A 14,725-nucleotide genomic window follows, 5' to 3' on the forward strand; every position below is an offset into this window, starting at 1 on the left:
CTCTGTCTCCTCTTCTCCGGGGGGCGGAAAGCGGCGCGTTGCGCGCCGTCGGGCCGAGTCCGATACGGACTGAAGCATCCGGATGAAACTGTAGATCACTTCCTCGAAATTTTGGAAATTTATTTCTACGTGATTTCACCTAGGGAACTGGATTTCCAAAAAGTCTAGACTCCGTTCCGTAGCCCGATTCGTTGCGGCAGGCGCTCTCGCGTCGCGCCACACATGCGACGCACCCTCGTCGCGGGATCGGTCCCCCAACCTGCCGGCAGGGTCGCACGCCGGCTGCGAGCGTGATACGTGATATGAGCCCGTTGAACTTTCCGACTGACCGCCCCATCGATCTCGCCTGCCTCGGCCGCGTCGCCGTGGATCTTTACGCGCAGCAGTACGGCAGCCGCCTGGAGGACGCGCGCAGCTTCCAGATGTATCTCGGCGGCTCGTCGGGCAACGTCGCATTCGGCGTCGCCCGGCTCGGGCTGAAGACCGCGATGATCTCGCGCGTCGGCGACGAGCAGATGGGCCGCTTCGTGCGCGAGACGCTCGAGCGCGAAGGCTGCGACACGAGCCAGCTGCAGACCGACCCCGCGCGCCAAACTGCCCTGGTGCTGCTCGGGCTGAAGGATCGCGACACGTTCCCGCTGCTGTTCGTACGCGAGAACTGCGCGGACATGGCCGTGCGCGCCGACGAGATCCGCGAGGACTTCATCGCCGGCTGCCGCGCGCTCGCGATCACCGGCACCCATCTTTCCACGCCCGCCACGCGCGAAGCGTCGCTGACCGCGCTCGGGTACGCGCGCCGCCACGGCGTCGTGCGGATCCTCGACATCGACTACCGGCCGGTGCTGTGGGGGCTGACCGCGCGCGGCGCGGGCGAGAACCGCTACGTGCCGGATGCGCAGGTCACGCGGCAGTTGCAGCAGGTACTCGGCGAGTTCGACCTGCTGGTCGGCACCGAGGAGGAATTCCTGATCGCGGGCGGCGTGCCGCACGACCTGATCGGGTCGCTGCAGGCGGTGCGCCGCGCGAGCAGCGCAGTGCTGGTGGTCAAGCGCGGCGCGCTCGGCTGCTGCGTGATCGAGGGCGAGATCCCCGCGCGCATCGACGATGCGCCGACCTTCCACGGCGAACGCGTCGAGGTGCTCAACGTGCTCGGCGCGGGCGACGCGTTCCTGTCGGGCCTGCTGTCGGGATTGCTGCGCGGCCGCGACTGGGCCGAATCGACGCGCATCGCGAATGCGTGCGGCGCGATCGTCGTGTCGCGCCACGCGTGCTCGGCCGCAATGCCGACGCCGGACGAACTCGCGCACTGGTTCGGCGGCAGCCGCAATCCGCAGGTGGATGCCGATCGCACGCTCGCGCACCTGCATCGCGTGACGGTGCCGCGCCGCGAATGGGACGACCTGTGCGTGATGGCGTTCGACCACCGCAGCCAGTTCTACGAACTCGCGGTACAGGCCGGCGCGGACGAAGCGCGGATCAAGACGCTGAAGCGCCTGCTCGTGCGTGCAGCCGAACAGGTCGAGCGCGCGCGCCAGATCGAAGGCCATGTCGGCGTGCTGATCGACGGCGGCACGTACGGCAGCGACGCGCTCGCGTCGGCCACCGGCCGCGGCTGGTGGGTCGGCCGCCCGGTCGAGCTGCCCGGCTCGCGGCCGCTGTGCTTCGACGACACGCGCTCGGTCGGCTCGTCGCTCACGCACTGGCCGACCGAACAGGTCGTGAAGTGTCTCGTCCACTACCACCCCGACGACGACGTCGACCTGCGCGTCGCGCAGGAGCAGCGCGTGCTGGAGCTGTGGGAAGCGACGCGTGCGAGCGGCAACGAGCTGCTGCTGGAAATCATCCCGCCGCGCGCGGTCACGCCGGCCGGCACCGAGGACGATGCGGTGCTGCGCACCGTCGCGCGCTTCTACAACCTCGGCGTGATGCCCGAGTGGTGGAAGCTTGCGCCGATGAGCGCCGACGGCTGGGCGCGGCTCGAGACGCTGGTGGCCGAACGCGACCGCCACTGCCGCGGCGCGGTGATCCTCGGCCTGAACCAGCCGCTGCAATACCTGGTCGACAGCTTCCGCTCGGCGACCAACCCGATCGTCAAGGGCTTCATGGTCGGGCGCACGCTGTGGGCCGACGCGTCGCTGCACTGGCTCGCCGGCCGGATCGACGACCAGGCGCTGATCGACGAAGTCGCCGGCAATTTCGCGCAGCTGGTCGACGCGTGGCTCGGCCGCCGTGCCGCGGCGCGCGCCGCCGCGGCTTGATGCCTGCACCCGTGATGACCACCCGACTCTTCTTGATCGACAGACGATGACCACCACCGTGAGACTGACCGTCAGCCAGGCGCTCGTGCGCTACCTGGCCGCCCTGCGCGCCGAAGTTGTCCAGCCCGACGGCCGCACCGAGATCCTGCCGTACTGCGGCGGCGTGTTCGCGATCTTCGGCCACGGCAACGTGGCCGGGCTCGGCGAGGCGCTGCACGCCGAACAGGACCGGCTGCCGACGTTCCGTGCGCACAACGAGCAAGGGATGGCCAACGCGGCCGTCGCGTTCGCGAAAGCGAATTTCCGCCAGCGGATGATGGCCGCGACGTCGAGCATCGGCCCCGGCGCGACCAACATGCTGACCTCGGCCGCGCTCGCGCACGTCGGCCGGCTGCCGCTGCTGCTGCTGCCCGGCGACGTGTTCGTGTCGCGGCTGCCCGATCCGGTACTGCAGCAGGTCGAGGACTTCGAACAGGGCGACGTCAGCGCGAACGACTGCTTCCGGCCGGTGACGCGCTACTTCGACCGGATCACGTCGCCCGAGCAACTGCTCGTCGCACTGCCGCGCGCCATCCAGGTGATGACCGACCCCGCGCAGTGCGGGCCCGTCTGTCTCGCGCTGCCGCAGGACGTGCAGACCTTCGCGTACGACTGGCCCGAGGATTTCTTCGCGCCGCCGGTGATCCGGATGCGCCGGCCGCCGGCCGACGCGCTCGAACTCGCCGATGCGCTCGACGTGCTGAAGGCCGCGAAGAAGCCGCTGATCGTCGCCGGCGGCGGCGTGCTGTACAGCCAGGCGTGGGATGCGCTGCGCGCGTTCGCCGACACCCACGGCGTGCCGGTCGCCGAATCGCAGGCCGGCAAGGGCAGCCTCGCGTGGGACCACCCGCTGAACCTCGGCTCGATCGGCGTGACGGGTTCCCCCGCCGCGAACCGCGCGGCCGCGCAGGCGGACGTGGTGTTCGCGGTCGGCACGCGCCTGCAGGATTTCACGACCGGCTCGCATGCGCTGTTCGGCCACGCGACGCTGCTGAGCCTGAACGTGCAGCCGTTCGACGCCGGCAAGAAGCGCGGCCGGCAATTGATCGCCGATGCGCGCACGGGCCTCGGCCAGCTGTCGGCCGCGCTCGCGGGCTGGCGCGCGGAACCGGCGTGGACGGCGGCAAACCAGGATCAGGCCGCCGCGTGGAATGCGCGCGTGACCGAACTGACGACGCACATTCCAAAGGACACGCTGCCGTACGACGCGGAAGTGATCGGCGCGGTGCGCGACTCCGCGGCCGACGCGGAGCGCGACAGCGCGCGCGGCGATCTCGTCGTGTGCGCGGCCGGCACGCTGCCGGCCGAGTTGCACAAGCTGTGGCGCAGCGGCGTGCCGGGCAACTATCACATGGACTACGCGTATTCGTGCATGGGCTACGAAGTCGCGGGCGGCCTCGGCGCGAAGCTCGCGCGGCCCGAGCGCGAAGTGATCGTGATCGTCGGCGACGGCTCGTACATGATGCTCAACGCCGAACTTGCGACGTCCGTGATGCTCGGCCGCAAGATCATCGTCGTGATCCTCGACAACCGCGGCTACGGCTGCATCGAGCGGCTGCAGTTGAACTGCGGCGGCGCGAGCTTCAACAACATGCTCGACGACTGCGTGCCGGAAGGCGGTGAACGCTCGACGATCGACTTCGCGATGCATGCGCGCGCGATGGGCGCCGAAGCCGTGCACGTGCGCGACGTCGCCGAGCTGCGCAGCGAAATGAAGCGTGCGCGTGCGGCGAAGACGAGCCAGGTCCTCGTGATCGACACGACGCACCACCGCACGACCGCGGACGGCGGCGCGTGGTGGGAAGTCGCAGTGCCGCAGGTGTCCGCGCGCGCCGATGTCGAGCGCGCGCACCAGACGTATCTCGACGAGAAAACCCGGCAGCGGCGCTGATACGTTGCCGTTCCCCCGCCCGCACCACGAAAACCACATCCGAACCAAGGAAGCACGCCATGAGCTGGAACGTTCGCATCGGTATCAATCCCCTGTCGTGGATGAACGACGACCTGCCGTCGCTCGGCGGCGAGACGCCGCTCGAGACGGCGCTGAAGGAAGGCGCCGAGATCGGCTACGCGGGCTTCGAGCTCGGCAACAAGTTTCCGAAGACGGGCCCCGAGCTGAAGGCGAAGCTCGCCGGGTTCGGGCTCGTGTGCGTGTCGGGCTGGTATTCCGGATTCCTTGCGGAACTCGACCCGGGCACGAGCGATGCCGACGCGGTGGCCGCCGAGATCGAGCGCTGCCGCGCGCACATGACGAAGCTGCAGTACAACGACGTGAAGGTGGTCGTGTACGGCGAATGCGCGGGCACGATCCAGGGCAGCATCGATACGCCGGTCGCGAAGCGGCCGCGCTTCGTCGACGACGACACGTGGCGGCGCTACGCGGCGCGCCTCGACGCGTTCGGCGCGCACCTGCTCGATACCTACGGAATCAAGCTCGCCTACCATCACCACATGGGCGCGTACGTCGAATCGCCGGACGACGTCGACCGGCTGATGGCGCTGACCGATCCCGCGAAAGTGTTCCTGCTGTTCGACACGGGCCACGCGTATTTCGGCGGTGCGGCCGATCCGGTCGCGCTGTTGAAGAAGCACGTGGCGCGCGTCGTGCACGTCCACTGCAAGGACGTGCGGCCGCAGGTCGTCACGCAGGCGCGCAACGGCGGCTGGAGCTTCCTGAACGGCGTGATCAACGGCACCTTCACGGTGCCGGGCGACGGCGCGCTCGACTACGAAGCAACGCTGCGCACGCTGAAGGAGGCCGGCTACGAAGGCTGGCTCGTCGTCGAGGCCGAGCAGGACCCGGCCGTCGCGCCGAGCTATCAGTATGCGAAGAAGGGCTACGAGTCGCTGCGCACCATCGTCGACCGGTTGAGCGCGTAAGCCCCGCCACCCCCGCTGTCACCCCATTGCGGAGCCCCGTTCCATGACGATTTCTCCCCTGCTGGTCAAGGCATCCGCCGACCGCGAAATCTGCAACGTCACGCCCGAGTCGGCCGGCTGGAAGCACGTCGGCTTTCGCGCGCTGCGCCTGAAGGCCGGCGACACCGAAACGCTCGACACAGGGGCGCGCGAGCTGTGCGTCGTCGTGCTCACCGGCACGCTGCGTGCGGAAGTCGACGGCGAGACCTACGATGCGCTCGGCAAGCGCGACAGCGTGTTCGAGGCGGTGTCGCCGGACGCGCTGTACGTGCCGGGCGGCAAGACCGTCACGCTGGTCGCGACGCGCGACGCGGAAGTCGCGCTGTGCACCGCGCCTTACGCGAGCGGCGCCAAGCGCGTGCAGCGCCTCGACGGCGAACGGATGCGCCGCGCGGTGCGCGGGCAAGGCACCAATACGCGCTACGTCTGCGACATCCTGATGGGCGACAACCCGGCCGCCGACCGGCTGCTCGTCGTCGAAGTGATCACCCCGGCGAGCCATTCCAGCAGCTATCCGCCGCACAAGCACGATCGCGACGCGGCGCCCGACGAAACGTCGCTCGAGGAAACCTATTACCACCGGATCGATCCGCCGCAGGGTTTCGCGTTCCAGCGCGTGTACACGGACGATCGCAGCCTCGACGAAGCCTGCGCGGTCGAGAACCACGACGTCGTGATGGTGCCGCGCGGCTATCACCCGGTGGTCGCGCCGCACGGCTACAACCTGTATTACCTGAACGTGATGGCCGGGCCGAGCCGCGCGTGGACGTTCAAGAACGATCCCGCGCACGAGTGGATGCTGGACGCGGCGCCCGGGCGCTGACGCGTTGAAACGTTGAACGATCGACGGCTTGCACGCCGCGCACGACGCGCGCGCGAGCCGCACTTGCGACGACACGGAGTTGCCATGGCGACCACCTTCCCGCGCTTCGCGCACGCGCCCTTCGGCGACGCTGCGTCGGCCCCGATACTGCCGCGCTTCGATGCCGACGTCGCGCGCCGGCTCGGCGACATCGCGATCAACCTCGCATCACGCCGCGGGCTGCCGATCGCGGTCGGCATCGTCGGCGAAGCGGCGCCGCTCTTCTACTGCGCGCTCGACGGCAGCGGCACGCACGACTGCGACGCGATCCGCCGCCGGCAGAACACGGTATTGCGCTTCGGCATCAGTTCGCTCGAGGTCGGCGCGCGCTTTCGCCGCGCCGGCTGGTCGTTGCAGTCGCAGGGTTTGTCGGACGACGACTATGCGCTCGACGGCGGCGGCGTGCCGTTACGGATCGCCGGCGGCGGGATCGTCGGCGCGATGACGATCGCGGGGCTCGACGCCGAACGCGATCACGCGCTCGTCGTCGAGAGCCTGCGCTGGCATGTCGGCGCGAACGCGCTCGCGATGATCGCGTAGCGGCACGCGCCGACGCGCCGGATCAGTGCAGCCCGCCGCTCACGACGAGGTGCTCGCCGGTCATCCAGCGCGCGTCGTCCGACGCGAGGAACACCGCGACCGACGCGATGTCGTCCGGCTCGCCGAGGCGGCCGAGCGGCGTCTCGCTACGCACCTGCTGGTCGAGATCCGACCCGATGATGCCCGCGCTGTGCGTGCCTTCGGTCACGACCATGCCCGGGTTGATCGCGTTCACGCGAATCTTGCGCGGGCCGAGTTCAAGCGCGAGCACGCCGGTGATCGCGTCGACAGCGCCCTTGGTGCCGCTGTACACGGCGCTGGCAGGCGGCGTGATGCTCGTCACCACGGAGCTGATGTTGATGATGCTCGCGCCTTCGCCGAGATGCTTGACGGCCGCCTGCGTCGTCAGCAGCACACCGAACACGTTCGTGTCGAACTGCCGGCGATAGTGCGCTTCGGTGATCTCTTCGATCGGCGCGAATTCGTAGACGCCGGAGTTGTTGACCAGCACGTCGAGACGCCCATAGGTCTCGATCGCGGTATCGACGATGCGCTGCGCGTCCGCGGCCTGCGACACGTCGCCGCCGACCGCGACCGCGCGGCCGCCCGCTGCGACGATCGCGCTCACGACCGCGTCGGCACCTGCCTTGCTGCTCGCGTAGTTGACGACGACCGCTGCGCCTTCGGCGGCCAGCGCCCTGGCGATCGCGGCGCCGATACCCTTGGACCCGCCCGTGACGATCGCTACCTTGCCTGCCAGCTTGCTCATGATTTCATTCCTCAGTCGGAAGACGCTTGATGGATGGGTGCCGGTTGCCGCTTGCGCAGTGATCCGGCCTTGCTGGCAATCTTGGCGGTTCGCGCGACGGCGATAAAGCGGCTCGACACGAATTGACTGGCGGGGCCAGCCGAACAATCGGCGGGTTCGCGGTCAGCCGGCGCTCAGCCATGCACCGACGACGTCGCCGCCCAGCCCGTCGAGCGCGCCGTCGTAGACGATCCGCCCGCGCCCCATCACGGCCACGCGCCGCGCGAGCCGCGGCGCGAGTTGCAGCCGCTGCTCGATCAGCAGGATCGCGACGCCGTCGGCCTGCAACGCGGCGAGACAGGCGCCGACCGCGTCGACCGCGCGCGGCGCGAGCCCTTCGGCCGGTTCGTCGACGATCAGCACGCGCGGGCTGCCGGCCAGTGCGCGCACCAGCGCAAGTACCTGCTGTTCACCGCCCGACAGCCGCCCGGCCTTCACGTCCGCGCGCGCGGCCAGCAGCGGAAAGCGTGCGAGCAGCCGCTCGAGCGCCGCGCGTTCGGCCGCACCGTGCGCGCCGCGCAGCCCGAGCCGCAGGTTGTCGCGCACGCTCAAGAGCGGAAACACGTCGCGGCTTTCGGCGACGTAAGCGACGCCGCGCCGCGCGATCTCGAACGTGCGGGCGCCCGCGCATTCGGCGCCAGCGATGCGCACCGAACCCGCGGTGCGCACGAGCCCCATCACGGCCTTCGCGAGCGTCGAGCGCCCGGAGCCGTTGCGGCCGAGCAGCGCGAGCGTCTCGCCCGGTGCGAGCGCGAGATCGACACCGTCGAGCACGGGCTGCATGCCGTACCACGCGCGCAGGCCGCGGATGTCGAGCAGCGCGCTCATGCGCGCTCGCCGAGATAAGCGGCGCGCACGGCCGGATCGGCGCGGATCGCGTCGGGCGCACCGGTCGCGATCACCGTGCCGCGCACCAGCACCGTGATGCGCTCGGCGAAGCCGAACACCGCGTCCATGTCGTGCTCGATCATCAGCACCGTGCGGCCCTGCGTCGTCGCGCGGATCAGCGCGATCATCCGCGCCGCCTGCTCGCGGCTCATGCCGGCCGTCGGTTCGTCGAGCAGCAGCGTGCGCGCGCCGCTCGCGAGCGCGATGCCGAGATCGAGCGCGCGCTGTTCCGCATAACCGAGCTCGCCGGCCAGCGTGTCGCGCCGCGCCTCGAGGCCGATGTCGTGCAGCACGCGCGCGGCCGCGAGATCGACCGACGCCGAGTCGCGCAGCCGGTTCCACCAGCGGCGCCGCTCGGCCGGCGCATGCAGCGCCGCGCAGCGCAGGTTGTCGAAGACGCTCAGGCGCGCGAACGCGCTCGTCTGCTGGAAACTGCGGCCGATGCCGAGCCGGCTCGCGACCACCGGCCCGCGCCCGCGCAATTCGACGCCGTGCAGCACGACGCGCCCGCGCGTCGGCCGGGTCGCGCCGGCGATCACGCCGAACAGCGTCGACTTGCCCGCGCCGTTCGGCCCGATCAGCGCATGACGCTCGCCGGCCGCGACGCTCAATTCGACGCCGTCGAGGATGGTCTGCGCGCCGAAGCGCTGCACGATCCCGTGGAGCGCGATCGCTTTGCCGTTCATCGGCCGTCCTCCCGCTCGACGCCCTGGCCACCGTGCCGGTGATTCATGAAGCGCGCGCGCCAGCTCCACAACACCATGCCGATCCCCGCCGCCGAGCATGCGACGACCCAGCCGGCCGGCGCGTCGGCGTCGATGCCCCACGCGCCGAACGCGATGCCGGCGCCGTCGTCCGCCGCGAAGCGCCACGCATAGCCGAGCTCGGCCGCGCAGACGATCGCGACGCCCCAGAACAGGCACGCGCCGACGCCGCACAGCATGCGCCAGCGCTCGGCGGCCGGCGCGTCGCGGCGCAATGCGTGCGCGAGCGCCTGCGCGATGCCCGCGATCCCGCGCGGCGCCGCGACGACGACCGCGACGAACAGCACGCCGAGATACAGCGCCCACGCGCGCGATACGCCCGCGACGACGACGCTTAGCGCGGTCAGCACCACGGCACCGGCCGCCGGTCCGAAAAACGCGCCGGTGCCGCCGATCACGGCCGCGATCAGCACGGTCGCCGAGCGCGCCATCGACACGCTGTCGGGCGTCGCGATTTCGACGTCGATCAGCGTCAGCGTGCCGGCAATGCCCGCGAAGAACGACGCACACGTGACCATCGCGAGCCGCACGCGGCGCGGCTCGGTGCCGAGCGCGGCGACGCGTGCGGGGTTGTCGCGCACCGCGTTCGCGAGCCGCGCGAGCGGCGTGCGCGTCAGCGCGTGCATCGCCAGCGCCGACACGATGCACCACGCGGCGATCACGGCGTAGGCCTGCGTTTCAGCGCCGAACTGCCAGCCACCCCACGGCGTGCCGCTCGCGCGATCGATCGGCACGCCGCCGAGACCGCCGAACCAGGCGGGCACGCTCCACGCGGCCGCCGCGACACATTCGCCGAGGCCGAGCGTGATCATCGCGAACACGGTCCCCGCGCGGCGCGTGGCGAGCAGGCCGGCGGCGAACCCGAAGCCCGCGCCGGCGACGCCGCCGACGAGCGGCAACAGCGGCAGCGGGCCGCCGAAATGATTGAACCAGTGTGCGGCCGCGAACGCGCCGAGGCCCGCAACTGCGGCATGGCCGAACGACAGCAGCCCGGTCGTGCCGAGCTGCAGGTTGTACGACAGCGCGAGCACGACGAGCGCGGCCGTCTGCGCGAGATAGCCGAGCACCGCGCCATGCGGCCGCAGCCACGCGGGCAGCGCAACGCACGCGGCGAACGGCACCCAGCACAGCGCGCCGGCGAGCGCGCGGCTACGCATCGACACGCTCGCCGAACAATCCGCGCGGGCGGGCGACCAGCACCACGACGAGCAGCAGGTACGGCACCAGCGGCGCGAGCTGTGCGATCGACACGGCGGCGACGCTGTCCGGCAGCGTCACGCCCGCCCAGTGCGCGAGGTCACGCAGCGACGTGTCGCTGGACGCCGCGAAGGTCTGCGCGAAGCCGACCGCGAGCGACGCGACGAACGCGCCGCCGAGCGAACCGAGGCCGCCGATCACGACGACCGCGAACACCACCGACCCGACGGTCTCGGCCAGCGCCGGCTCGATCACCGCGAGCGGCGCGCCGATCACGCCGGCCAGTGCCGCGAGCGCGGTGCCCGCGCCGAACAGGCCCGTCATCACGCGCGGCACGTCGTAGCCGAGCGCCTCGACGGCCGCGCGATGCGTGAGCGCGGCGCGCACGACGAGCCCGGTGCGCGACGCGCGCAACAGCGCGCCGAGCGCGACCAGCATCGCAGCGGACATCGTCATCATGAACAGCCGGTAGCGCGGCAGCGCGAGGCCGAACACGGTCACCGGCGCGCCATCGAACAGCGCCGGCACCGGTGCCGGCAGCGGCGCGAGGCCCCACAACAGTTTCGCGCCCTCGCCGATCAGGTAGGCGAGCCCGAAGGTCAGCAGCAGTTCGCTCGTGTGTCCGCGCGCCTGCACGCGCCGCAACAGCCAGCGCTCGCAGCCGGCACCCAGCAGGCCGACCGCGAGCGGCGCGAGCACGAGCGCGGGCCAGAAACCCGCGCGGGCCGCGATGCTGTAGCCGACGTACGCGCCGAGCATGTAGAAGCTCGCATGCGCGAAGTTGAGCACGCCCTGCACGCTGAAGATCAACGTGAGGCCGGCCGACAGCATGAACAGCAGCAACCCGTAGCTGAGGCCGTTGAAGGCCTGGAGCGCGAACGCGTGCACCGCCCGTCCGTCAGCCGGCGAGCGGTTCGAGCGCCGCGCGCAGCGCGTCCGGCAGCGGCACCGGACGGCGCGTGCCGCGGTCGACGTAGACGTGCACGAAATGCCCCTGTGCGGCCGGCGAGGACTCCCCTGCCGCGAACAGCCCGATTTCGTAGCGCACGCTCGACGTGCCGAGCTTCGCGACGCGCAGCCCGGCATCGACCGACTGCGGAAACACGAGCGGCGCGAAGTAGTTGCACTGCGTCTCGACCACCAGCCCGATCGTCTGCCCGTGCTCCACGTCGAGCACGCCCGCGCGGATCAGGTATTCGTTCACGACGGTGTCGAAGTAGCTGTAGTAGACGACGTTGTTCACGTGCCCGTAGACGTCGTTGTCCATCCAGCGGGTCGTGATCGGCAGGAAGTGGCGATAGGCGTCGCGCGGACGCGGCTGCGGCTTGTCGGACATGGCGAAGGTGGTCAGGACGATGAGGACGGCGCGCGGCGGCCGTGCGGCACGGCACGCCGGCGAGCTGCGGGATGCCGCGGCGCGACCGGGCGCGGCGCGGCGGACGGACCGCCGGGGGCGGAGCGGCCCGTCACTGCCCCGCTCGATCGACGAACTCGAAATCGAGGCCGCGCGCCCGCATCCAGTCGGCCAGCGCGTAGCCGGTGCCGGCACGCCACGGGCGCAACAGCGGCGGATCGACGAGCCGGTATTCGAGCAGTTCCGGCGACAGCGCGACGCTGCCCGACGCGCGCACGTGGTACGCGATGATCAGCTCATTCTTGCGGATGAATTCATAGACACCGACGAGCGTGACCTGCTCGGCCTTCAGCGCGGTTTCCTCGAATACCTCGCGCGCGATGCCGTCCTCGGGCGTTTCGCCGTTCTCGAGGAAGCCGGTGATCAGCGCGAACATCCCTTCCGGCCAGGCCGCGTTGCGCGCCAGCAGGATCTTGCCGTCGAGCTCGACGATCGCAGCCACCACGGGCAGCGGGTTGTTCCAGTGCACGTAGCCGCACACGTCGTCCGGGCAGGCCTGGCGGACGCGGCCGCCCTCGTGTTCGGGATCGGCGCGCTCGGTCAGCGGGCGCGCGCAGCGCGGGCAAAAGCGGTAGTCGGCGGTGGTCATCGATGGGGATCTCGCGAGCGCCCGGCGCCCGCGTGCAGGCCGCCTCGCGCGCCCGCTCGGCGCTGGAAAGGCTTCATTCTAGCGAGTTTGCCCGCGCCGCAGACGATCCGGCCCCGACGCTGTCAGGGTTGCACGCGCCGCGTTGCGGCGGTCACCACGAAGCCAGCGGCGCCGACGAGCAGCGCGCCCGCCGCGACCCACAGCGCCGGCGAGAACGACCCGAAGCGGGCGGTGAGCGGCGCCGCGACGAGCGGGCCGAGAATCTGCCCGACCCCGTACGACGCGGTCGCATAGCCCATCAGCCCGGCCGCGCGCTCGCCATGCAGGCGCCGCGCCTCGCGCATCGCGAACAGCGTGATCGCCGTGAACGGCAGGCCGAGCAGCGCGCTGCCGACCGAGAAGCCGGCCGGATTCGGCCACACGATGCCCGCCGCGATCCCGAGCGCCTGCGTCGCGCAGCCGGCCGCGAGCAGCAGCCGGTTGTCCCAGTGGCCGGGCAGCCGCGCAGCGGCAATCGCGCCGACGATCAGCGCCGCGCCGAACATCGGCCAGAACAGGTCCGGCCACGGCGAGCCGGCCGGCAGCGCGGCGCGCGCGATCACCGGCAAGAACGTCGCGGTGATGATATAGCCGAAGCCCGGCATCCCGTACAGCACGACGAGCCACGCGGCGTCGGCCCGATGGCGGCGCGTGTTGCCAACTGCCGCGGGAGCCCCCGCAGCCGCAGCCGCGGCATGCCGCGCGGGTGCGGACGGCGCCCCGGGCGCCGGCGCCGGCACGCCGCCGAAGGTGCGCCAGATCGCGACCGACAGCACCGCCGACAGCGCTGCGAAGCCGAGCCAGCCGGGCGCAGCGCGATGGCCGGCCAGCGCGCTGCCGATCAGTCCCGTCAGCACGATGCCGCCCCCGGGCCCCGCATAGATCACCCCGCTCCATTCGGGCGCATGCAACTCGGAAAGCCGTCGCAGCCCCCATTGCGACACGAACACGAACGTCCACGCGCTGACGACGCCCGCGACGAAGCGCACCACGAGCCACACGGGCAGCAAGTGACCGACGCCCATCGCGGCGGTCAGCAACACGGTGGCGGCAAGCCCGAAACGCACCATCCGCGCGGGCGCGACCCGCAGCGCCGCGCAACTGACCGCGCCGACGAAATAGCCCGCGTAGTTCGCCGACGCGAGCCAGCTGCCGGCCTTCAGGCCGATCGAGCCGTCGGCGAGCATCAGCGGCAACAGTGGCGTGAACGCGAAGCGGCCGACGCCGAGCGCGACCGCGAGCCCGACCATGCAGGCCAGCGCGGCCGCGCGCGCACGGCGGTCGGCGTCATCGGACAAATGGGCGCCCGCGGCGGCGCTCGGAGCATCGGAACGGAACATGGCGGTGTGGGCCGCGCGCACTACGCGCGGGCCAGAAGGAAACCGGAATGCTTGCATCGTAGCTTGACCAAACGTTCTCGATAAATGAATAATAAAGAATCCACCTATCTCACGGAGAGAATTATGGATCTGGCGGCGCTGGCGATTTTTCGGGCCGTCGTGCGCGAGAACGGCGTGACGCGCGCGGCGGAGAAGCTCAATCGCGTGCAGTCGAACGTGACGACGCGCATCAAGCAGCTCGAGGAGGAGCTCGGCGCGGCGCTGTTCGTGCGCGACGGCCGCCGGCTCGTGCTGACGCCGGCCGGGCACACCTTGCTGCCGTACGCGGAGCGGCTGCTCGCGCTCGCCGACGAGGCGCGCGACGCGATCCGCGAGGACACGCCGCGCGGGCGGCTGCGGCTCGGCACGATGGAGAGCACGGCCGCGAGCCGGCTGCCGACCGTGCTCGCGCGCTATCACCATGCGTGGCCCGACGTGTCGCTGGAGCTCGTGACCGGCACGACCGGCTGGCTGATCGACAAGGTGCGCGACTTCGAGATCGACGCGGCGCTGTTCGCGCGCCCGCCCGCGCCGGACACGCTGCCCGACACGTTCGAGACGGTGCCGATCTTCCACGAGGACCTGGTGCTGCTGACGCCGCGCGGTCATCCGCCGGTGCGCACGCCACGCGACGTGATCCTGCCGACGCTGATCGCATTCGAGCGCGGCTGCAGCTACCGGAAATACGTCGAGCAATGGTATGCGGCGCACGGGATGAAACCCGCGCGCGTGCTCGAACTCGGCTCGTATCACGCGATCGTCGCGTGCGTCGCGGCCGGTGCGGGGATCGCGGTCGCACCGCGCTCGGTGCTCGAGCTGCAGCCCGAGACCGGCAATGTCGCCGCCCACACGATCGCCGAACTCGAAGGGATCGACACGCTGCTCGCGTGGCGCCACGGCTATGCGTCGGCGGCGCTCGCCGCGCTGCGCGATGCGCTCGGCGATGCCGCCCGGCAGCCGGGCAATGCGGCGCAAGCGCCGGTAGGGATGCCGGTGTGAGCCGGCAGCGCGTACGACCGGCGCACAAAC

General features: G+C 71.0%; 14 protein-coding genes. 6 read left to right on the top strand and 8 right to left on the bottom strand.

Annotated features, from left to right (window positions below; all coding sequences use genetic code 11):
* Positions 1 to 302 precede the first annotated feature (302 nt).
* From GEM_RS09990 to GEM_RS10010, 5 genes are all read left to right on the top strand, one after another.
* Positions 303 to 2,258 (top strand): bifunctional 5-dehydro-2-deoxygluconokinase/5-dehydro-2-deoxyphosphogluconate aldolase, encoded by a 1,956-nt coding sequence (locus GEM_RS09990; RefSeq protein ID WP_014897282.1) that lies wholly within the window; start codon positions 303 to 305, stop codon positions 2,256 to 2,258.
* 46 nt (positions 2,259 to 2,304) lie between these two features.
* Complete coding sequence (iolD, locus tag GEM_RS09995) at positions 2,305 to 4,188, top strand: 3D-(3,5/4)-trihydroxycyclohexane-1,2-dione acylhydrolase (decyclizing) (protein ID WP_014897283.1); 1,884 nt, start codon at positions 2,305 to 2,307, stop codon at positions 4,186 to 4,188.
* A 59-nt stretch (positions 4,189 to 4,247) separates the two neighbouring features.
* Complete coding sequence (gene iolE, locus GEM_RS10000) at positions 4,248 to 5,177, top strand: myo-inosose-2 dehydratase (protein ID WP_014897284.1); 930 nt, start codon at positions 4,248 to 4,250, stop codon at positions 5,175 to 5,177.
* Positions 5,178 to 5,220: 43 nt separating this feature from the next.
* Positions 5,221 to 6,039, top strand: a complete 819-nt coding sequence (gene iolB, locus GEM_RS10005; RefSeq protein WP_014897285.1) for a 5-deoxy-glucuronate isomerase — start codon at positions 5,221 to 5,223, stop codon at positions 6,037 to 6,039.
* A gap of 84 nt (positions 6,040 to 6,123) precedes the next feature.
* Positions 6,124 to 6,618, top strand: coding sequence for a heme-degrading domain-containing protein (locus GEM_RS10010; RefSeq protein WP_014897286.1), 495 nt, complete (start codon positions 6,124 to 6,126; stop codon positions 6,616 to 6,618).
* A gap of 22 nt (positions 6,619 to 6,640) precedes the next feature.
* Here GEM_RS10010 and GEM_RS10015 read toward each other — a convergent pair whose 3' ends face one another.
* The 8 genes from GEM_RS10015 to GEM_RS10050 form a co-directional block, all read right to left on the bottom strand.
* Positions 6,641 to 7,387, bottom strand: coding sequence for a glucose 1-dehydrogenase (locus GEM_RS10015; RefSeq protein ID WP_014897287.1), 747 nt, complete (start codon positions 7,385 to 7,387; stop codon positions 6,641 to 6,643).
* Positions 7,388 to 7,549: 162 nt separating this feature from the next.
* A complete protein-coding gene (locus GEM_RS10020; protein ID WP_014897288.1) occupies positions 7,550 to 8,254 on the bottom strand; it encodes an ABC transporter ATP-binding protein in 705 nt (234 codons plus the stop codon).
* Positions 8,251 to 9,000, bottom strand: a complete 750-nt coding sequence (locus GEM_RS10025) for an ABC transporter ATP-binding protein (protein ID WP_014897289.1) — start codon at positions 8,998 to 9,000, stop codon at positions 8,251 to 8,253. The genes GEM_RS10020 and GEM_RS10025 overlap by 4 nt, the downstream gene beginning before the upstream one ends.
* Entirely contained in the window at positions 8,997 to 10,235 is a 1,239-nt protein-coding gene (locus tag GEM_RS10030) for a branched-chain amino acid ABC transporter permease (protein ID WP_014897290.1), read from the bottom strand. The genes GEM_RS10025 and GEM_RS10030 overlap by 4 nt, the downstream gene beginning before the upstream one ends.
* Entirely contained in the window at positions 10,228 to 11,163 is a 936-nt protein-coding gene (locus GEM_RS10035; protein ID WP_014897291.1) for a branched-chain amino acid ABC transporter permease, read from the bottom strand. The genes GEM_RS10030 and GEM_RS10035 overlap by 8 nt, the downstream gene beginning before the upstream one ends.
* A 10-nt stretch (positions 11,164 to 11,173) precedes the next feature.
* Positions 11,174 to 11,611, bottom strand: coding sequence for an acyl-CoA thioesterase (locus GEM_RS10040; RefSeq protein WP_014897292.1), 438 nt, complete (start codon positions 11,609 to 11,611; stop codon positions 11,174 to 11,176).
* A gap of 130 nt (positions 11,612 to 11,741) precedes the next feature.
* Positions 11,742 to 12,278, bottom strand: a complete 537-nt coding sequence (locus GEM_RS10045; RefSeq protein WP_014897293.1) for an NUDIX domain-containing protein — start codon at positions 12,276 to 12,278, stop codon at positions 11,742 to 11,744.
* A gap of 122 nt (positions 12,279 to 12,400) precedes the next feature.
* The gene (locus GEM_RS10050) at positions 12,401 to 13,657 is read right to left on the bottom strand and encodes a YbfB/YjiJ family MFS transporter (RefSeq protein WP_014897294.1); all 1,257 of its coding nucleotides are present in this window, start codon (positions 13,655 to 13,657) and stop codon (positions 12,401 to 12,403) included.
* A gap of 123 nt (positions 13,658 to 13,780) precedes the next feature.
* Here GEM_RS10050 and GEM_RS10055 point away from each other — a divergent pair, with 123 nt between their 5' ends.
* A complete protein-coding gene (locus GEM_RS10055; protein WP_014897295.1) occupies positions 13,781 to 14,695 on the top strand; it encodes a LysR family transcriptional regulator in 915 nt (304 codons plus the stop codon).
* Positions 14,696 to 14,725 lie beyond the last annotated feature (30 nt).

Source organism: Burkholderia cepacia GG4 (assembly GCF_000292915.1).
Taxonomy (GTDB): domain Bacteria; phylum Pseudomonadota; class Gammaproteobacteria; order Burkholderiales; family Burkholderiaceae; genus Burkholderia; species Burkholderia cepacia_D.